We start from the raw sequence: 14,980 nt of genomic DNA, 5'->3' as shown, positions 1-14,980 counted from the left end.
GGCGGGCCGGCGTCAGGCCGGCGGCGCGGCGTCCGACAGCGGCAGCCGCACCACGAACCGGGTGTCCCCGGGCCGCGACCGCACCTTCAGCACCCCGCCGTGCCGATTGGTGACGATGCGCCAAGCGACGTCGAGCCCCAGCCCGGTCCCCTGGCCCACCGGCTTGGTGGTGAAGAAGGGCTCGAACACCCGCCGGCGCACCTCCTCCGGGATGCCCGGGCCGGTGTCGGCCACCTCCACGACGGCGGAGTCCCCCTCCACGGCGGTGCGCAGCATGAGCGTGCCGGAGCCGCCCATGGCGTCGAGCGCATTGTCGATGAGGTTGGTCCACACCTGGTTGAGCTCCGCGGCGTAGGCCGGCACCGGCGGCAGGCCGCGGTCGTACTCCTTCACCACCCGGATCCCCGGACCGGTCTTCGCGCTGAGGACGACCAGCGTGGCGTCCAGGCCGGCGTGCAGGTCGGTCGGCTGGTGCGGCGTGCGGTCCAGCTGCGAGTACTGCTTGGCCGCGCCCACCAGGTGCGAGATGCGGGCGGTGCTCTCGATGATCTCGCCGAGCAGCAGCTCGGTCTCCACCGTGTAGGCCAGCCAGTGCAGCGCCGGCTCCAGGTCCGCGCCGACGGCGTCGGCCACCAGGTCCAGGCACTCGACGTCCAGGCCGGCCGGGACGAAGACCGCCGCGAGCTCCCACGGCCGGTCGACGCCGTGGTCGTCGAGCCAGTCGCCGAGCTCGTCCTCCCGGTCCGACCGCTCCAGCGCGGAGAGCTCGCCGGTGGTGCCGATCCGGGCGACGAACCGCTCCTGCAGGTCGGTCAGCCGGCGCAGCTGCTCCCCGTCGAGCCTGCCCTCTGCCAGCAGCGCCAGCTTGTGCCGCATCCCGGCCACCCGCTCGCGCAGCGCCGACGTCGCGCGGGAGGCCGCGGCGGCCGGGTTGTTCAGCTCGTGGGTGAGCCCGGCGGTCAGCTTGCCCAGCGCCAGCAGCCGCTCGCGCTGGCCGACCAGCTCCTCGGAGTTGCGGCTCCCGAGGAACAGCCCCTGCAGCAGGTGGACGGCCATGGGGAACCAGCGGCGGAACACGGCGGCGAACTCCGCGGCCGGCAGCGCGAGGAACGTGCAGTCGGTGACCGCCCGCACCGTCGCCGGGTAGCGTTGGTCGATCTGGTCACCCAGGTAGAACTGCACGGCGCCGCTGTAGACGCCCGGCGCGTCCGTCCGCACCGTCTCCACCTCGTCGCGCCCGACGCGGCGCACCATGCTCAGCGTCCCCGACAGCAGGACGGAGAAGCACTCGGCCGGCTCGCCCTCGACCGAGACCTCGCTGCCCGCCGGGAACGCCACCACGTCGCCGGCTGCGGCCACCCACTGCAGCTGGGCGTCGTCGAGGTCGGCGAAGAGGAACAGCTCGCGCAGCCGCGCCGGGGAGAGCCGGGCGGCCGCGGCCGCGCCGGGGGCGCTCACCGCTCCCCCAGGTACCGGTGCACCAGGGTGACCGCCATGGCCCCCTCGCCGACGGCCGAGGCCACCCGCTTGACCGACTGCGCGCGGACGTCACCGGCGACGAACACCCCGGGGACGCTGGACTCCAGGAGCCACGGGTCCCGCGGCAGGTGCCAGCCCGGCGGGGAGGCCCCGTCGACGAGCAGGTCGGGGCCGGTCGGCAGGAAGCCGCGGCCGTCGCGGGCCACGACGCCGTCGAGCCACTCGGTGCGCGGGGCGGCGCCGATGAAGACGAACAGGTGGGACGCGGGCACGGTCTCCACCCGGCCGGTGGCGTCGCGCAGGTCGAGCTCCTCCAGGTGGTCCCCGCCCCGGACGGCGGCCACGGACGTGCCGGTGCGGACGACGACGTTCGGGATCGCCGCGAGCTGCTGGACCAGGTAGTGCGACATCGAGGCCTCCAGGGACGGGCCGCGGACCAGCAGGGTGACGCAGCTGGCGTGCCGGGCGAAGAACACCGCCGACTGCCCCGCGGAGTTGGCGCCGCCCACGACGTAGACGTGCCCGCCGGCGCAGGCAGCGGCCTCGGTGATCGCCGAGCCGTAGTAGACGCCGCGGCCGGTGAGCTCGCCGGCGCCCTCGGCGTCCAGCTGCCGGTAGGAGACACCGGTGGCGAGGACGACCGCGTGGGCGGAGAGGCAGCCGCCGTCGGCGAACCGCACCACCCGCGCCGGCCCGTCGGTCTCCAGCGCGGTGACGGCGCGGGCGGTGAGCATCTCCGCGCCGAACTTGGCCGCCTGCCGCCGGGCCCGCTCGGCCAGCTGTCCTCCCGACACCCCGTCGGGGAAGCCGAGGTAGTTCTCGATCCGGCTGCTCTGGCCGGCCTGCCCGCCCGTGGCCTGTCGCTCGACCAGCACCGTCCGCAACCCCTCGGAGGCGCCGTAGACCGCCGCACCGAGGCCGGCGGGACCGCCGCCGACCACCACGAGGTCGCAGAAGTCGGCGCTGGGCTCGACGGTGAGCCCGACCGCGGCGGCCAGCCGCGCCTCGCTGGGCGCGAGCAGCGCCCGCCCGTCGGGCGGGACCACGACGGGGACGTCGTCGGGCCCGGCGCCGGCCGCGGCCAGCAGCCGCCGCCCCTCGGGTTCCTCGACGCTGTACCAGCGGTAGGGGACGGCGTTGCGGGCCAGGAAGTCCCGGGCGGCGAAGGACGGCGCCGACCAGTGGTGCCCGACGATCCGCACGTCCTGCACGGCGGCGTCGGGGCTGGCCAGCCAGGTCTCGAGCATGGCGTCCACGACCGGGTAGAGCTTCTCCTCCGGCGGCTCCCACGGCTTGAGCAGGTAGTGGTCGACGTCGACGAGGTTGATCGCCTGGATCGCGGCGTCGGTGTCGGCGTAGGCGGTGAGCAGGGCCCGGCGGGCGCGGGGGAAGAGGTCCATCGCCTGCTCGAGGAAGGCGATGCCGTCCATCTGGGGCATCCGGTAGTCGGCCAGCATCGCGGCCACGGGGTCCCCCCGCAGCTTCAGCTCCCGCAGGGCGCCCAGGGCCTCGTCGCCGGAGGACGCGCGCACGACCCGGTAGCGCTCGCCGTAGCGGCGGCGCAGGTCGCGGGCCACCGCACGGGAGACCCCGGGGTCGTCGTCCACGGTGAGCAGGACGGGCCTGGCGGGCCCGCCGGTCCGACCGGCAGCCTCGTCGGTCCGGGTCATGCGTCCTCCTGGGGAACGGGGGCCGGGTGCCCGTCGGGCACCCCGACGAGGGCGGCGAGCTCGGCGTCGGTGGGGTCGCGCAGGACACGCTCGGCCCGCCACACCACCACCGGGAGGTCGTCCTCGGTGACGCCGAGGTCGGCCAGCAGCCCGGTGTCGTCGTCCTCGGTGTCGACGTCGACGACGGCGACGGTCAGGCCGTGGACCTCGGCGAAGCGCCGCAGCCGGGCGGTACCGGGCGACGTCGCCCGCCCGATCACCCGCAGGTCGGCCGCCAGCTCCAGCAGTCTTGAGCGGCGGATGAGGAACGCGCGCAGGACGGTCTCCTTGAGCGCGGGGTCGGCGGCGAAGGCGGTCCGCACCTGCGCGTCGGGGACGGTGAGGACCTCGGCGGTGCGCACCACCACGGCGGTCAGGAACACCGGGCGGTCGCTGAAGAGGTCCAGCTCGCCGAGGAAGCGCCGCTCCCCGTGCACGGAGACCACCCGCTGGTCGGGAGCGCCGGCGTGCTCGACCACGGCCACCGCGCCGGAGAGGACGACCTGGAAGTCGTAGCCGGGGTCGCCCTCCCGGAACAGCGTCTCGCCGGGCTGCCACGTCCGGCGGGCCCCGGACCGGGCGAGCAGGGCCAGCTGGGCGTCGGTCAGGCGGGGGAAGGCGCCGTGGCGGTCCGGCGTCTCGGGCAGGTCGGGCGACAGCGGGGTCGGGACGCCGCCGGGGACCGCTCGCCGCTCACCGGCGTGGGGACCGAGCGCGGGCAGCACCGGCCCGCCGGCCGTGCTCCCGGCCGTGTTCCCGGCCGTGTTCCCGGCCGTGTTCCCGGCGGGGTCCGCGACCGGCTGCCCGTCCTCCCTGGCCGCGGCGAGCAGCGCCGCGGCCAGGGTGTCCGCGTCGAAGGGGCCGGTGTGGCGGCGGCCGCCGACGAAGAAGGTCGGCGTGCCCTCGACCCCGCTGGCCTCCGCGGACTCGACGTCCTCCTGCACCCGGCGGGCGTAGCGGCCGGCGCCGAGGTCGCGGGCGAAGCGCGGCACGTCCAGGCCGATCGCCGCGGCGTGCTCCAGCAGGTCGCCGGGCAGGAGGTGGTCCTGGTCGGCGAAGAGCCGGTCGTGCATCTCCCAGAAGCGGCCCTGGGCGGCGGCGACCTCGGCCGCCTCGGCGGCCAGCCGGGCGTGCGGGTGGACGTCGACCAGGGGCACGTGCCGGAAGACGTAGCGCAGCCGGTCGCCGAACCGCTCGCGCAGCTCCTCGACCGCGCCGGTGGCCCGGCCGCAGAACGGGCACTCGAAGTCGCCGTACTCGACCAGGGTGAGCGGCGCGTCGACCGGCCCGCGGACGTGGTCGCGGGCCGGGTCGACGGGCCGGTCGAGCAGCACGGGACGGGCGGTCCCGGCAGGCCGGCGGCGGTCGGCGAGGCGGAACAGCGCCCACCCGAGGAGTGCGGCCAGCACCGAGGCCGCGAGGACGCCCACGCGCGCCTGGTCGGCGACCTGCTCCTCGGCCTCGCCGAAGGCCAGGTCGACGATGAACAGCGAGATGGTGAAGCCGATGCCCGACAGCGCCGCGCCCCCGGCCAGCTGCGCGCCGGTGAGGCCCGGCGCGAGCCGCCCCAGCCGCAGCCGCACGGCCAGCGCGGTGCCGAGCAGGATGCCGACGAGCTTGCCCAGGACCAGCCCGGCGACCACGCCGAGCGTCACCGGCGAGGACGCCGCGGCCCGCAGGGTCTCGCCGGTGAGCGGGACGCCGGCGTTGGCCAGCGCGAAGACCGGCACGATCACGAAGCTCGTCCACGGCTGCCACAGCTGCTGCAGCCGCTCCCCGGCCGACACCGACCGGTCGATCGACAGCCGCGCCGCCCGCGCGAACCCGGGGTTGGGCGACTGCTGGTAGGCGCGCACGAGCCGGGCGGCGTCGGCGACCTCCTCCCGCCGGGCCGTGTAGGCGGGGGTGGACAGTGCGATGACCACCCCGGCCAGGGTCGGGTGGACGCCGGACTCGTGCATCGCCACCCACACGCCGAGGCCGAGCACGAGGTAGGCCGGGCCGCGCCACACCCGGAGGTGGCGCAGCGCTGCCATCAGGGCCAGCCCGAGCACGGCCAGGGCGAGCGGCAGCAGCCGCAGGGAGTCGGTGTAGAAGACGGCGATCACGCTGAGCGCCCCGACGTCGTCGGCGATGGCGAGGGTGAGCAGGAACAGCCGCAGCTGGGCCGGGCAGGCCGGGCCCACCAGCGCCAGCACGCCGAGCAGGAACGCGGTGTCGGTGGAGATCACCACGCCCCAGGCCGACGCCGCCTCGTCGCCCAGGTTGAAGGCGACGTAGACCAGCGCCGGCACCACCAGGCCGGTGAGCGCGGCCAGCGCGGGCACCGCGGCCCGGCGCCGGTCGGTGAGGTCGCCGATGGCGAGCTCGCGCTTGATCTCCAGCCCGACGACGAAGAAGAAGAACACCATGAGCCCGTCGTTGACCCAGTGCCGCAGGTCCAGGGCGAGCTCGGCGCCTCCCCAGCGGAGGGCGAACTCGGTGTGCCAGAAGGCCGCGTAGCTCTCCCCCACCGGCGAGTTGGCCCAGCCCAGCGCGGCCAGCGTGGCGATCAGCAGCAGGCCGGCGCTCCCGGCCTCCGTGCGCAGCGAGCGCCGCAGCGGCGCGACCCGCGCCATGAGACCGCTGCCGCCGGCGGACGACTGCCCGTCGGTGCCGGGCCCACCGGGCGGGCGCACGGCCGGGATGCTGCCGGCGCTCACGCCGCGCCGTCCCGGGCCGCCCGGGACGGCCCGCCGGCCGGCTGCGGCGGGTGCAGCTGGGGTCCGGCGACACCGCAGTGCAGGCACTCCTCCACCCGCAGCCGCCCACCCTCCGGCGCCGCCCTGGCTCCCGTCGCCCCCAGCGGACGGCGGATGGTCGCCGCGGCCACCAGCGCCCCGGCGGCCAGCAGCCCGGTGCAGATCAGCAGCGCCGTCCGGAAACCGGCTCCGAACGCGGCCGGGTCGGTGTAGTCGTTCCCGCCGATCCCGGCCACCACGGGGACGACGGCGAGCGCCAGCAGGCCGGCGGCACGCGCGACGGCGTTGTTGACGCCCGACGCGACACCGGCGAAGCGGTCCTCGGCGGAGTCGAGCACGGTCGCGGTGAGCGGGGCGACCAGCAGCACCAGCCCGGCGCCGAACACCACGGCGCCGGGGACGACGTCGGTGACGTAGGACGCCCCGGGACCGATCCGCCGCAGGAGCAGCAGACCGGCGGCCGCCAGCAGGGGGCCGGCCGTCATGGGCAGCCGCGGCCCGATCCGCTGCGCCAGGGCGCCGGCGCGGGCCGAGAACAGCAGCATGAGCACGGTCACCGGGAGCAGCGCGGTGCCGGCGAGCAGCGGGCTGAACCCGGCCACGACCTGCAGCTGCAGGACCAGCAGCACGAACACCACCCCGAGGGCGGCGTAGACGAGCAGCGTCACCACGTTGGCCGCGGTGAACTGCCGGCTGCGGAACAGCGCGGGCGGCACCAGCGGGTGCCGGGACCGGCGCTGGACGACGGCGAACGCCGCCAGCGCCAGCACCCCGACGGCGCCCCAGAGCAGCGCCTCCCCGCCGCGGCCGGCCCCACCGGCGGCGGTGAGGGCGTAGGTCAGCCCGCCGAGGCCGGCGACGACCAGCGCCGTCCCCGTCCAGTCCAGGGCGGGCGCGGCGTCCGGGTCGCGCGTCTCGGGCACGTGCCGGGCCGCCACCGCCACGATCACGGCGGCCAGCGGCAGGTTGACCAGGAAGACCGCGCGCCAGCTCCACTCGACCAGCCAGCCACCGACGAAGGGGCCGACCGCGCCGGCGACCCCGCCGAGCCCGGACCACGCGCCGACCGCGGCGGCACGGTCGGCGCCGGCGAAGGACGCGGAGATGATCGCCAGGCTGCCGGGGGTCAGCAGCGCTCCCCCGACCCCCTGCAGCGCCCGCGCCACGACCAGCGTCCCCACGTCCGGCGCCAGCCCGCACAGCAGGGACGCCGCGGCGAACCACGTGACCCCCACGACGAAGACCCGCCGCCGGCCCAGCCGGTCGCTCAGCGAACCCCCGAGCAGGATCAGCGAGGCGAGGGTCAGCGTGTAGGCGTTGACCGTCCACTGCAGGCCGGTGAAGTCGGCGCCCAGGTCGGCGCCGATCCGCTCCAGGGCCACGTTGACCACCGTCGCGTCGAGCATCGCGAGGCTCGAGCCCAGGACGGTGGTGAGCAGGACCCAGCGCGCCTGGCGCGTGCCCATGCGCAGGCCACCGGGCGCCGTCCCGCCGTCCCGCGGGAGCCCGGTCTCAGCCGGCACGACCGGCCGGCCCGCGACGGTCGCCGCCCACCCAGCTCCGCACCCGACCTCCTCAGCGGCCCCCTGCGCGCGGCCGGGAGGCCCATCCGACGGCCGCCCCTCGCCGACGTCCGGACGAGGCGGGTCGTCAGGAGACTGCCACGGCGGGCGGTCCTGTCCAATGACGAACCCGATGACCGGACCGCATGACCGCGGATCGACGGCCGCCTCCCACCGGCAGGTCCGCTCGGCGTTGTGCGGTGTCAGGTCTCCTGACAGGCTCGCTCCGGGGGAGACCGGCGGAGGGGGCCGAGATGGACCTGGCACGCGACCGGCAGTCGGCGGCGCCGTCCGTCGTGACCGGTGACCGGTGACCGTCCTCGTCGCCGGCGCCACCGGCACGGTCGGCAGCGAGGTCGTCCGCCGCCTGGCCACCCTCCGCGTCGACGTCCGCGCCGGCACGCGCGACCCGCAGCGCGCGGCCGCCGCGCTCCCGACGGGGGTGCCCGCCGTCCGGCTCGACCTCGAGGACGCCGCCACCTGGCCGGCCGCCCTCGACGGCGTCGAGGCGCTGTTCCTGCTGCGCCCGCCGGAGGTGGCCCGGGTCGGGCGGCTGCAGCCCTTCCTCGACGCGGTCGTCGCCGCCGGGGTCTGGCGGGTCGTCCTGCTGTCGGTGCAGGCGGCCGGTCGCAACCCCCTGCTCCCCCACCGCGCCCTGGAGAAGCGCGTCGAGGCCACCGGCCTGGCCTGGACCCACCTGCGGCCGGCGAACTTCCACCAGAACCTGCTCACCGTGCACCGCGCCCAGATCCGGGACCGGTCGCGGATCTCGGTGCCGGCGGGCAACGGCCGGACCGCGCACGTCGACGTCCGCGACCTCGCCGAGGTGGCCGCCGCGGCGCTGACCGCGCCGGGCCACGAGGGCCGGGCCTACGAGCTGACCGGCCGGGAGGCGCCGACCTTCGCCGAGATCGCCGCCACCCTGTCCGCGGTGCTCGGCCGCCCGATCGTCTACCCGCACCCGGGTGTCATCGCCTTCGTGCGGGAGGAGCTGGCCGAGGGCACGCCCCCCGGGCTGGTCCTGGTCATGAGCCTGCTGTTCACCACCACCCGGCTGGGCCTGGCCGGGCGCACCACCGACGAGCTCGCCCGTCTGCTCGGCCGCGAACCGACCACGCTGCGCCGTTTCGTCGAGGACCACGCCGACGCCTGGCGGTAGGCCTCGCGGCCGACGGGAGGAGGGCCACCGCGGGAGGACGGGGGCCCCGCGGTCTCGTCCCCATGCCACGGAGTCATCGGGACGGGCATTGGACGCCGACGGTGGCCGGACCCCATGGTGGGCGGCGGCAGGAGGACCGACCGGTGTCGCGCCACCGCCCTCCTCCCCGGTCACCGGCGCGCCGCCCGCCGCGGCACGGGCTCCGGCCCGCCTGGTGGCGGCCCACCCGGTCGGTGCGGCCCGACGCGGACGAGGACGGAGGACGCGGTGTCCCAGCAGGCGGTACCCGGGCAGGCGGTGTCCCGGCAGGCGGTGTCCCGGCAGGCGGTACCCGGGCAGGCGGTGTCCCGGCAGGCGGTGTCCCGGCAGGCGGTGGAGTTCCCCGGCTCCGACGAGCGCCTGGCCGGCCGGCTGTTCCTGCCCGGTTGGGCCTGGCCACCGACGTCGCCGCCGCCCGTCTGCGCGTCACCCTCTGGCGGCGACGGTCCACCCGTGGCCATCCCACCCGATGAGGAGACCGTCATGACGTCCCCCGACACGGCACGGTCCGCCGACACCGCGGCGTCGGTCCCGCAGCGGTTCCTGCGCGGCCTGGCGGACATGGACATCGCCGCTGCCCTCGACTGCTTCGCCGATGACGCGGTGCAGGAGATGCCCTTCGCGCCACCGGGCTCCCCCCGCCGCCTGGAGGGCAAGGCGGCGCTGCGCCAGCAGTACGGTGGCCTCCCGGACGCCTACACCAGCATGCGCTTCGACGTGTCCGCCGCCCGGCGGATGGCCGATCCGGAGTGGATCCTGCTGGGGTACCGCGGCAGCATGGTCCAGCGCGACGGTTCCCGCTTCGACGACACCTACGCCGGCCTGTTCCGCGTGGTCGGCGGCGTCATCGTCGTCTTCCGCGAGTACTTCGACCCGCTCGTGCTGCAGCAGGCGTCCGGCGAGCGGGTCGCCGAGACCTCCTCCCTGTCCGGAGACCACGGCCCGTGAGCACCCTCCGGGGTCCCCGACGCCGCGGCGGTGACGCGGGAAGGACCGCCGGGGTCGCGGTCGTCACCGGCGCCAACCGGGGCATCGGCCGCGAGGTGGTGGCCCGGCTCGCCGCCCGCGGGGTGACCACGGTGCTCGGCTCCCGCGACGAGGCCCGGGGACGGGCGGCCGCCCGCGGCATGACCGGCCCCGTCGTCGTCCGCCGGCTCGACGTCGCCGACCCCGTCAGCGTCGAGGCGCTGGCGTCCTGGTTGCACGACGAGCACGGGGGCGTGGACGTGCTGGTCAACAACGCCGCCGTCCACTACGACACCTGGCAGACCGCGGCTGGCGCCGACCTGGGCGTGGTCGCCGACGCGCTGGCGGTCAACGTGGTGGGAGCCTGGCGGATGGCGGTGGCGCTGGCCCCGCTGCTGCGCCCGGGTGGCCGCCTGGTCAACGTCTCCAGCGGCGCCGGGTCCTTCGCCGAGACCGGCGGCGCCGGAGGCACGCCCGCCTACGCGGTGTCCAAGGCCGCGCTGGACATGCTCACCGTCAAGCTGGCCGCGGACCTGCGACCCCGCGGGGTCCTCGTCAACGCCGTCTGCCCCGGGTGGGTGGCCACCGACATGGGCGGCCCGGGCGGCCGCCCGATCGCCGACGGCGCGGACAGCGTCCTGTTCGCCGTCGACCTCCCCGACGGCGGGCCCAGCGGGGGCTTCCTCCGCGACGGCCGGCCCATCCCCTGGTGACCACCCCGAGAGCCCGAGGAGTCCCCGTGGCGGCCGACCCGGCAGCCGACGTCCGCGCGGTCGTCGACACCACCGTCGCCATGGCCGTCCTCGCCGACGAGCGGGACTGGGCGGCGCTGACCGCCCTGTTCACCGACGAGGTCACGGCCGACTACACGGCGTCGACCGGCGGGACGCCGGGACCGGTGCGGGCGGCCGACCTCGTCGCCGGCTGGACGGGGAGCCTGACCACCTTCGTGGTCACCCACCACCTGGTGACCAACCACCGCGTGACGCTGCAGGGCGACCGTGCCGTGGCGCACGCGTACTTCCAGGCCACGCACGTCCGCCCGGACCGCAGCACCTGGGTCCTCGGCGGCCGGTACCGGTACGCTCTGGTGCGCGAGGGCGACCGGTGGCGCATCGCGGCGGTCACCATGACGCCGTCCTGGGCGCTCGAGGGGGTCGACACCCTCCCGCGGCCGGAGGGCAGCTCCGACGCGGGCTGACCCCCGGGCCGTGGCGGGTCAGCAGGTGGCGGCCTGCCGCAGACCGGAGCCGCGTCCGGTCACGTGCCGGTGCGGGCTCCCGCCCCGGGCGAGCAGCTCCCGGACGACGAGCTGCACGCTCCGGCGGAACCGCCTGGGCGCGAAGCCCTCGGCGTGCCGGCGCAGCCGCACGGGGTCGTAGGCGCCGGGGTCGAACCTGCGGAGCTCGTGGGCGAGCGAGCCGACCGCCGTGCCGTCGTACAGCGGCCGCCACAGCCGCCCGCTGATCCCGTCGACGACGGTCTCCAGGGCGCCGCCCGCGGCGAGCGCCAGCACCGGGGTCCCGCAGGCCTGGGCCTCCACCGCCGCCCTGCCGACGTCCTCCTCGCCGGGCACGACCACCGCCGCGCACCTGCGGTAGAGCTCGCGCAGCTCCTCGCGCCCGACCTCGCCCAGGACGTCGACGCGCCGGCCGGCCATCCGCTCCAGCACCGGCCGGGCGGGGCCGTCGCCGGCCACGACGAGCCGCACGCCCGCCACCCGTGCGGCGGCGACCGCGACGTCCGGGCTCTCGTGGGGACGCAGCCCCCCTGCGTACAGGAAGAAGTCCTCCCGGGCCCGGGGGGCCGGCCGGAACCAGTCCACGTCGACCGGGGGCGGCACGACCTCCGCCGTCCTGTCCCACCAGCGGGAGATCCGCGCAGCCACCGCCCGCGAGGGCGCGAGGAGCACGTCGGGACGCTGCGCGGCCGCGCGGTCGGGTCCCTGCTGCCGCAGCGCCCGGTGGTCCAGGGCGAGCCGGACCACCCGGCCGGTGCGCACGGCCTGCCGGAACCGGGGGTCCCAGATCCAGCGCGCCGGGCTGTGCACGTAGGACACCACCGGGGCGTCGCCCGGAGGGAGGACCCGGTGGGCGACGGCACGGTGCACGGTCAGCACGAGGTCGACGTCGCTGAGGTCGACCGGGGACACGGCCGGCGGCACCGCGCCGAGGACCCCCGGGAGCCGGCCGTCGCCGTGGTCGCGCGAGCGCAGGACCACGGCGCGCAGCCGGGCCGGTCCCGGCCTGGCCTGCGCCCGTTCCTCGCCCACGCCGGTCGTCAGGAGCTGCGCGCCCGGCCACGCGGCGCACAGCTGCTCGACGACCGCGTCCGGACCTCCGGGGCCGTCCCAGGCCTCGTGGACGACGGCGACGCGCGTCATGCGGCCGCCTCTGCCGGGTCGCACCCGGCGCCGGTCGACCGGCCGAGAGCCGGTGCACTGATCCGCTCGGACACGGAGCTCCTCTGGTCGTGGTGGGTCCACGGACCCCGGGTCGGTGGACTCGGGATGAAGACGGGCCAGACACCGGGTTACGACGCGACTACGGCCGGCGCGTCGAACCCGTCTGCGTGACCGTGGTCACGAGGACCGGTCACGGCCACGCCGCGTCGGCGGTGCCCGTGCCGCCGGGATGGGGCTGTGGCGGAAAAGACGGTGGGAACCGCGTGGTAACCCGCTGCTCACGTCGTGTTCCCTAGGACAGAACGCGAGGTCGGCCGCAGGAACGGCCGATTGACACAGGTCGGCCTGGTGCCCAGGCTCCCCTGCGGTCGCGCGCCCGCTCCCCGAGGGGAGCCGGCGCCGGGCCGGGGGAACGTGAGCGGTCCGAGGGGGAGAGAATTTGGGTCTGCGCACGCCTCGGCGAAGAGGCCTCCGTGTCCTGTCGGTCGTCCTGTTCGCCGCCCTCTGCGCCGCCCTCGCCCTGCTGGTCTGCGCGTTCGTCCCCCCGCAGTACTCCTCCACCGCACGCCTCGTGGCGTCGGCCGGCACGCAGGACGAGCCGGCCGACGACCGTGCCGTGGCCGACCAGGTGTACGCCCGCACGTTCGCGCGGGTGCTCGGCAGCCCGGCGGTCGCCGACCGCGTCGCGGCCCGCCTCGACGCCTCGCTCACCCCGGCAGCGGCCCTGGACCGGACCTCGTTCAGCGCCGTCGAGGGCACCGCGGTGGTCGAGGTCACGGCCGAGGGGCCCACCGCCCGGGGCGCCGCGGACCTGGCCACCGCCTGGGCGCAGGTCGCCGCCGAGGAGGGCGCCGACCTCGTCGGGGTGCGTGACGCCGCGCTGGACCTCGCCTCGCCCGCCGCGGTCCCCCGAGCCCCGGAGCGCCCCCGCCCACTGCTCTACAGCGGCCTCGCCGCCACCGGCGGGGCCCTGCTCGCCGCCGGCGTCCTGCTGCCGGTTCGCCGGCGCGGGGCGGCCCCCGACGACCTCGACGACCTCGACGACCTCGCGGCCGGGTCCGGCGGCGGCCCGCCGCCGCGCGAGAGCCGGCTGCGGGTCCTCGTGCACAGCCGCCTGCCCTGGCTGGCCGCCGGCGCGGCGGTGCTCGGCGCGGCGACGGCCGCCGTCCTCGCGCGCTCCCCGGTCCTCCCGGCTCCGCTCGCGGCCCGCGTCGCGCTCGGCCTCGCGGCCGGGGCCGTCGTCGGCGCGGGCCTCGCGCTGGCCGCGCTGGTCGTGCACGACCGCAGCCGCGGCCTGATCCTGCTCACCGCGGACGCCGTCCAGGCCACCGGTGCCGACGTCGTCGTCCACACCGCCGAGCCGCGCGGGACCCGCGCCGCCGCCGGGGCGGACATGCGCTTCCGCGACCTGGAGCCCTACCGGGAGCTGCACCGGGCGCTGGCCGCACGACCGGACCTGCACGTCGTCCTCGTGGTCGGCGACTCGCCCCGGGCCGGGGCCGGCGTGCGCAGCATCGACGTCGCCGTGGCCGGGGCGAACGCCGGGGTGCGCACCGTGCTGGTCGGCTCCCGGCTCTCCGGCCACACCCGCTCCGCCGGCGAGGTGCTCCGCGACACGCTCGACGACGAGGGCGCCGTGGCGGCCGCACTGCTGCCCACCGACCGTCCGCGCCTGCGGGTGCTGCCCTTCGACTGGCCGGCTGCCTCCGACCGGCGGGGCCGCGCGGCCCTGGAGTCGCGGCGGCTCCCGCTGCTCGTCGACCGGCTGCTCGGTGCCGCCGACCTCGTGGTCCTGGCCGGCCCGCCGCTCACCGAGCCCGAGGTCCCGCTGCGGCTCGCGGCGGTCTCGGACGCGGCGGTGCTGGTCGTGGTGGCCGGGGAGCTCCACCGTCGTGGGCTGCCGCCGGGCCGCCGACCGCCTCGCCCGGACCGGCAGCCGGGTCGTGGCCGTCGTCGTGGTCCACCGGGGTCGCGCGCCGCGGACGGCGGGCGCCTGGGCGCGGCCGCGCCAGGGGGCGCCGGGCGCGACCGGTGCGGACGCCCCCGGGCCGGCCGACGACGAGTCCCACGCGGCCAGCGACCTGGCCGGCGCCCTCCGCGGCGCCGGCGCCGGGAGCGGTCGCGCCCGGGACGCACCAGGGGCCGGCCCGGCGGCGCGGCCGGCCACCGTCAGCTGCGGCGCTCCCGGACGAGGGTTGCGGCCGCGAGGACCTGCCGAGGGGGAGAGATGACCGAACAGGACGGACGCGGGTCCGGACGACGCGAGGTCGAGGTGGACGCGCTGTTCGCCGCACAGCAGAGCGAGCGGCGACGGCAGCGGCTCCGGGTCGCGGCGGTGACCACCGCGGCGCTGGCCGCCGGCGGGCTGGTCGGCGGCCTCGCCGCGGGGGTGATCGACGGGGACGACGGCGGCCGGCCGAGCGCCGACGGCGTGGGCACGTCGGCCGGGGTCTCCCCCGAGGCGACGGCCTCGGCGAGCTCGGGTGCCGAGGGGTCGGAGGACGCGGGGTCGAGCGACGCCGCGGACTCCTCCCTGCCCGGGTCGGAGGCCACCGGCCAGCCGGGGGACGACGAGGTGTCCTCGCTGTCGCCAGCACCGGGGTCCGGTGGAGGACTCAACGGCGAGGGCGGGGACTCCAGCCAGGGCGGCCCGTCGCCGGCGCAGCCGGGCGGCACGGCCGAGCAGTCCCCGACGGCTCCCACGGCGCAGCCGGCCCGCCACGTCGTGCAGGTGGGCGAGAGCCTGTGGACCATCACCGCGCAGCTGCTCGGGGACGAGGTGTCGGCGCAGCAGGTCCTCGACCGCTGGCCGGAGGTCTACGCGGCCAACCGCGACCTGATCGGGCCGGACCCCGACCTCCTGCGCCCCGGCCAGGAGCTCGTCCTGCCGCAGCTGTCCTGAGCGCCGCCCGTGTCCTGAC

Annotated in this window: 10 protein-coding genes; 5 read left to right on the top strand and 5 right to left on the bottom strand. The window is 77.2% G+C overall.

Going from position 1 to position 14,980, the window contains the following annotated elements; translation table 11 throughout:
* Positions 1 to 12: 12 nt before the first annotated feature.
* From ACWIZO_RS15765 to ACWIZO_RS15750, 4 genes are read right to left on the bottom strand one after another with little or no spacing between them, the layout of a single operon-like run.
* Positions 13 to 1,458 (bottom strand): ATP-binding protein, encoded by a 1,446-nt coding sequence (locus tag ACWIZO_RS15765; protein ID WP_448638592.1) that lies wholly within the window; start codon positions 1,456 to 1,458, stop codon positions 13 to 15.
* The gene (locus ACWIZO_RS15760; RefSeq protein ID WP_448638591.1) at positions 1,455 to 3,149 is read right to left on the bottom strand and encodes an FAD-dependent oxidoreductase; all 1,695 of its coding nucleotides are present in this window, start codon (positions 3,147 to 3,149) and stop codon (positions 1,455 to 1,457) included. The genes ACWIZO_RS15765 and ACWIZO_RS15760 overlap by 4 nt, the downstream gene beginning before the upstream one ends.
* The gene (gene nhaA, locus ACWIZO_RS15755; protein ID WP_448638590.1) at positions 3,146 to 5,890 is read right to left on the bottom strand and encodes a Na+/H+ antiporter NhaA; all 2,745 of its coding nucleotides are present in this window, start codon (positions 5,888 to 5,890) and stop codon (positions 3,146 to 3,148) included. The genes ACWIZO_RS15760 and nhaA overlap by 4 nt, the downstream gene beginning before the upstream one ends.
* Positions 5,887 to 7,395: an MFS transporter gene (locus tag ACWIZO_RS15750; protein WP_448638589.1), complete on the bottom strand. Its 1,509-nt coding sequence runs from the start codon at positions 7,393 to 7,395 to the stop codon at positions 5,887 to 5,889. Before ACWIZO_RS15750 ends, nhaA begins: the two co-directional genes overlap by 4 nt.
* Before the next feature lie 406 nt (positions 7,396 to 7,801).
* Between ACWIZO_RS15750 and ACWIZO_RS15745 the strand changes: the two genes are divergently transcribed.
* The 4 genes from ACWIZO_RS15745 (at position 7,802) to ACWIZO_RS15730 (ending at position 10,856) form a co-directional block, all read left to right on the top strand.
* Positions 7,802 to 8,650 carry an NmrA family NAD(P)-binding protein gene (locus ACWIZO_RS15745; protein WP_448638588.1) on the top strand — a complete coding sequence of 283 codons (849 nt, stop codon included), beginning with the start codon at positions 7,802 to 7,804 and terminating at the stop codon, positions 8,648 to 8,650.
* A 267-nt stretch (positions 8,651 to 8,917) separates the two neighbouring features.
* Complete coding sequence (locus ACWIZO_RS15740; RefSeq protein WP_448638587.1) at positions 8,918 to 9,637, top strand: nuclear transport factor 2 family protein; 720 nt, start codon at positions 8,918 to 8,920, stop codon at positions 9,635 to 9,637.
* Positions 9,634 to 10,368: an SDR family NAD(P)-dependent oxidoreductase gene (locus tag ACWIZO_RS15735; RefSeq protein WP_448638586.1), complete on the top strand. Its 735-nt coding sequence runs from the start codon at positions 9,634 to 9,636 to the stop codon at positions 10,366 to 10,368. Before ACWIZO_RS15740 ends, ACWIZO_RS15735 begins: the two co-directional genes overlap by 4 nt.
* Before the next feature lie 26 nt (positions 10,369 to 10,394).
* Positions 10,395 to 10,856: a nuclear transport factor 2 family protein gene (locus ACWIZO_RS15730; protein WP_448638585.1), complete on the top strand. Its 462-nt coding sequence runs from the start codon at positions 10,395 to 10,397 to the stop codon at positions 10,854 to 10,856.
* Between the two features lie 18 nt (positions 10,857 to 10,874).
* Here ACWIZO_RS15730 and ACWIZO_RS15725 read toward each other — a convergent pair whose 3' ends face one another.
* On the bottom strand, positions 10,875 to 12,038 hold the full coding sequence (locus ACWIZO_RS15725; RefSeq protein WP_448638584.1) for a glycosyltransferase: 1,164 nt from the start codon (positions 12,036 to 12,038) through the stop codon (positions 10,875 to 10,877).
* 460 nt (positions 12,039 to 12,498) lie between these two features.
* Between ACWIZO_RS15725 and ACWIZO_RS15720 the strand changes: the two genes are divergently transcribed.
* Positions 12,499 to 14,961, top strand: coding sequence for a hypothetical protein (locus tag ACWIZO_RS15720; RefSeq protein WP_448638583.1), 2,463 nt, complete (start codon positions 12,499 to 12,501; stop codon positions 14,959 to 14,961).
* The last annotated feature ends 19 nt before the right edge of the window (positions 14,962 to 14,980 follow it).

Source organism: Geodermatophilus sp. URMC 63, assembly GCF_053502565.1.
This window is presented reverse-complemented; position numbering and strand designations above follow the sequence as displayed.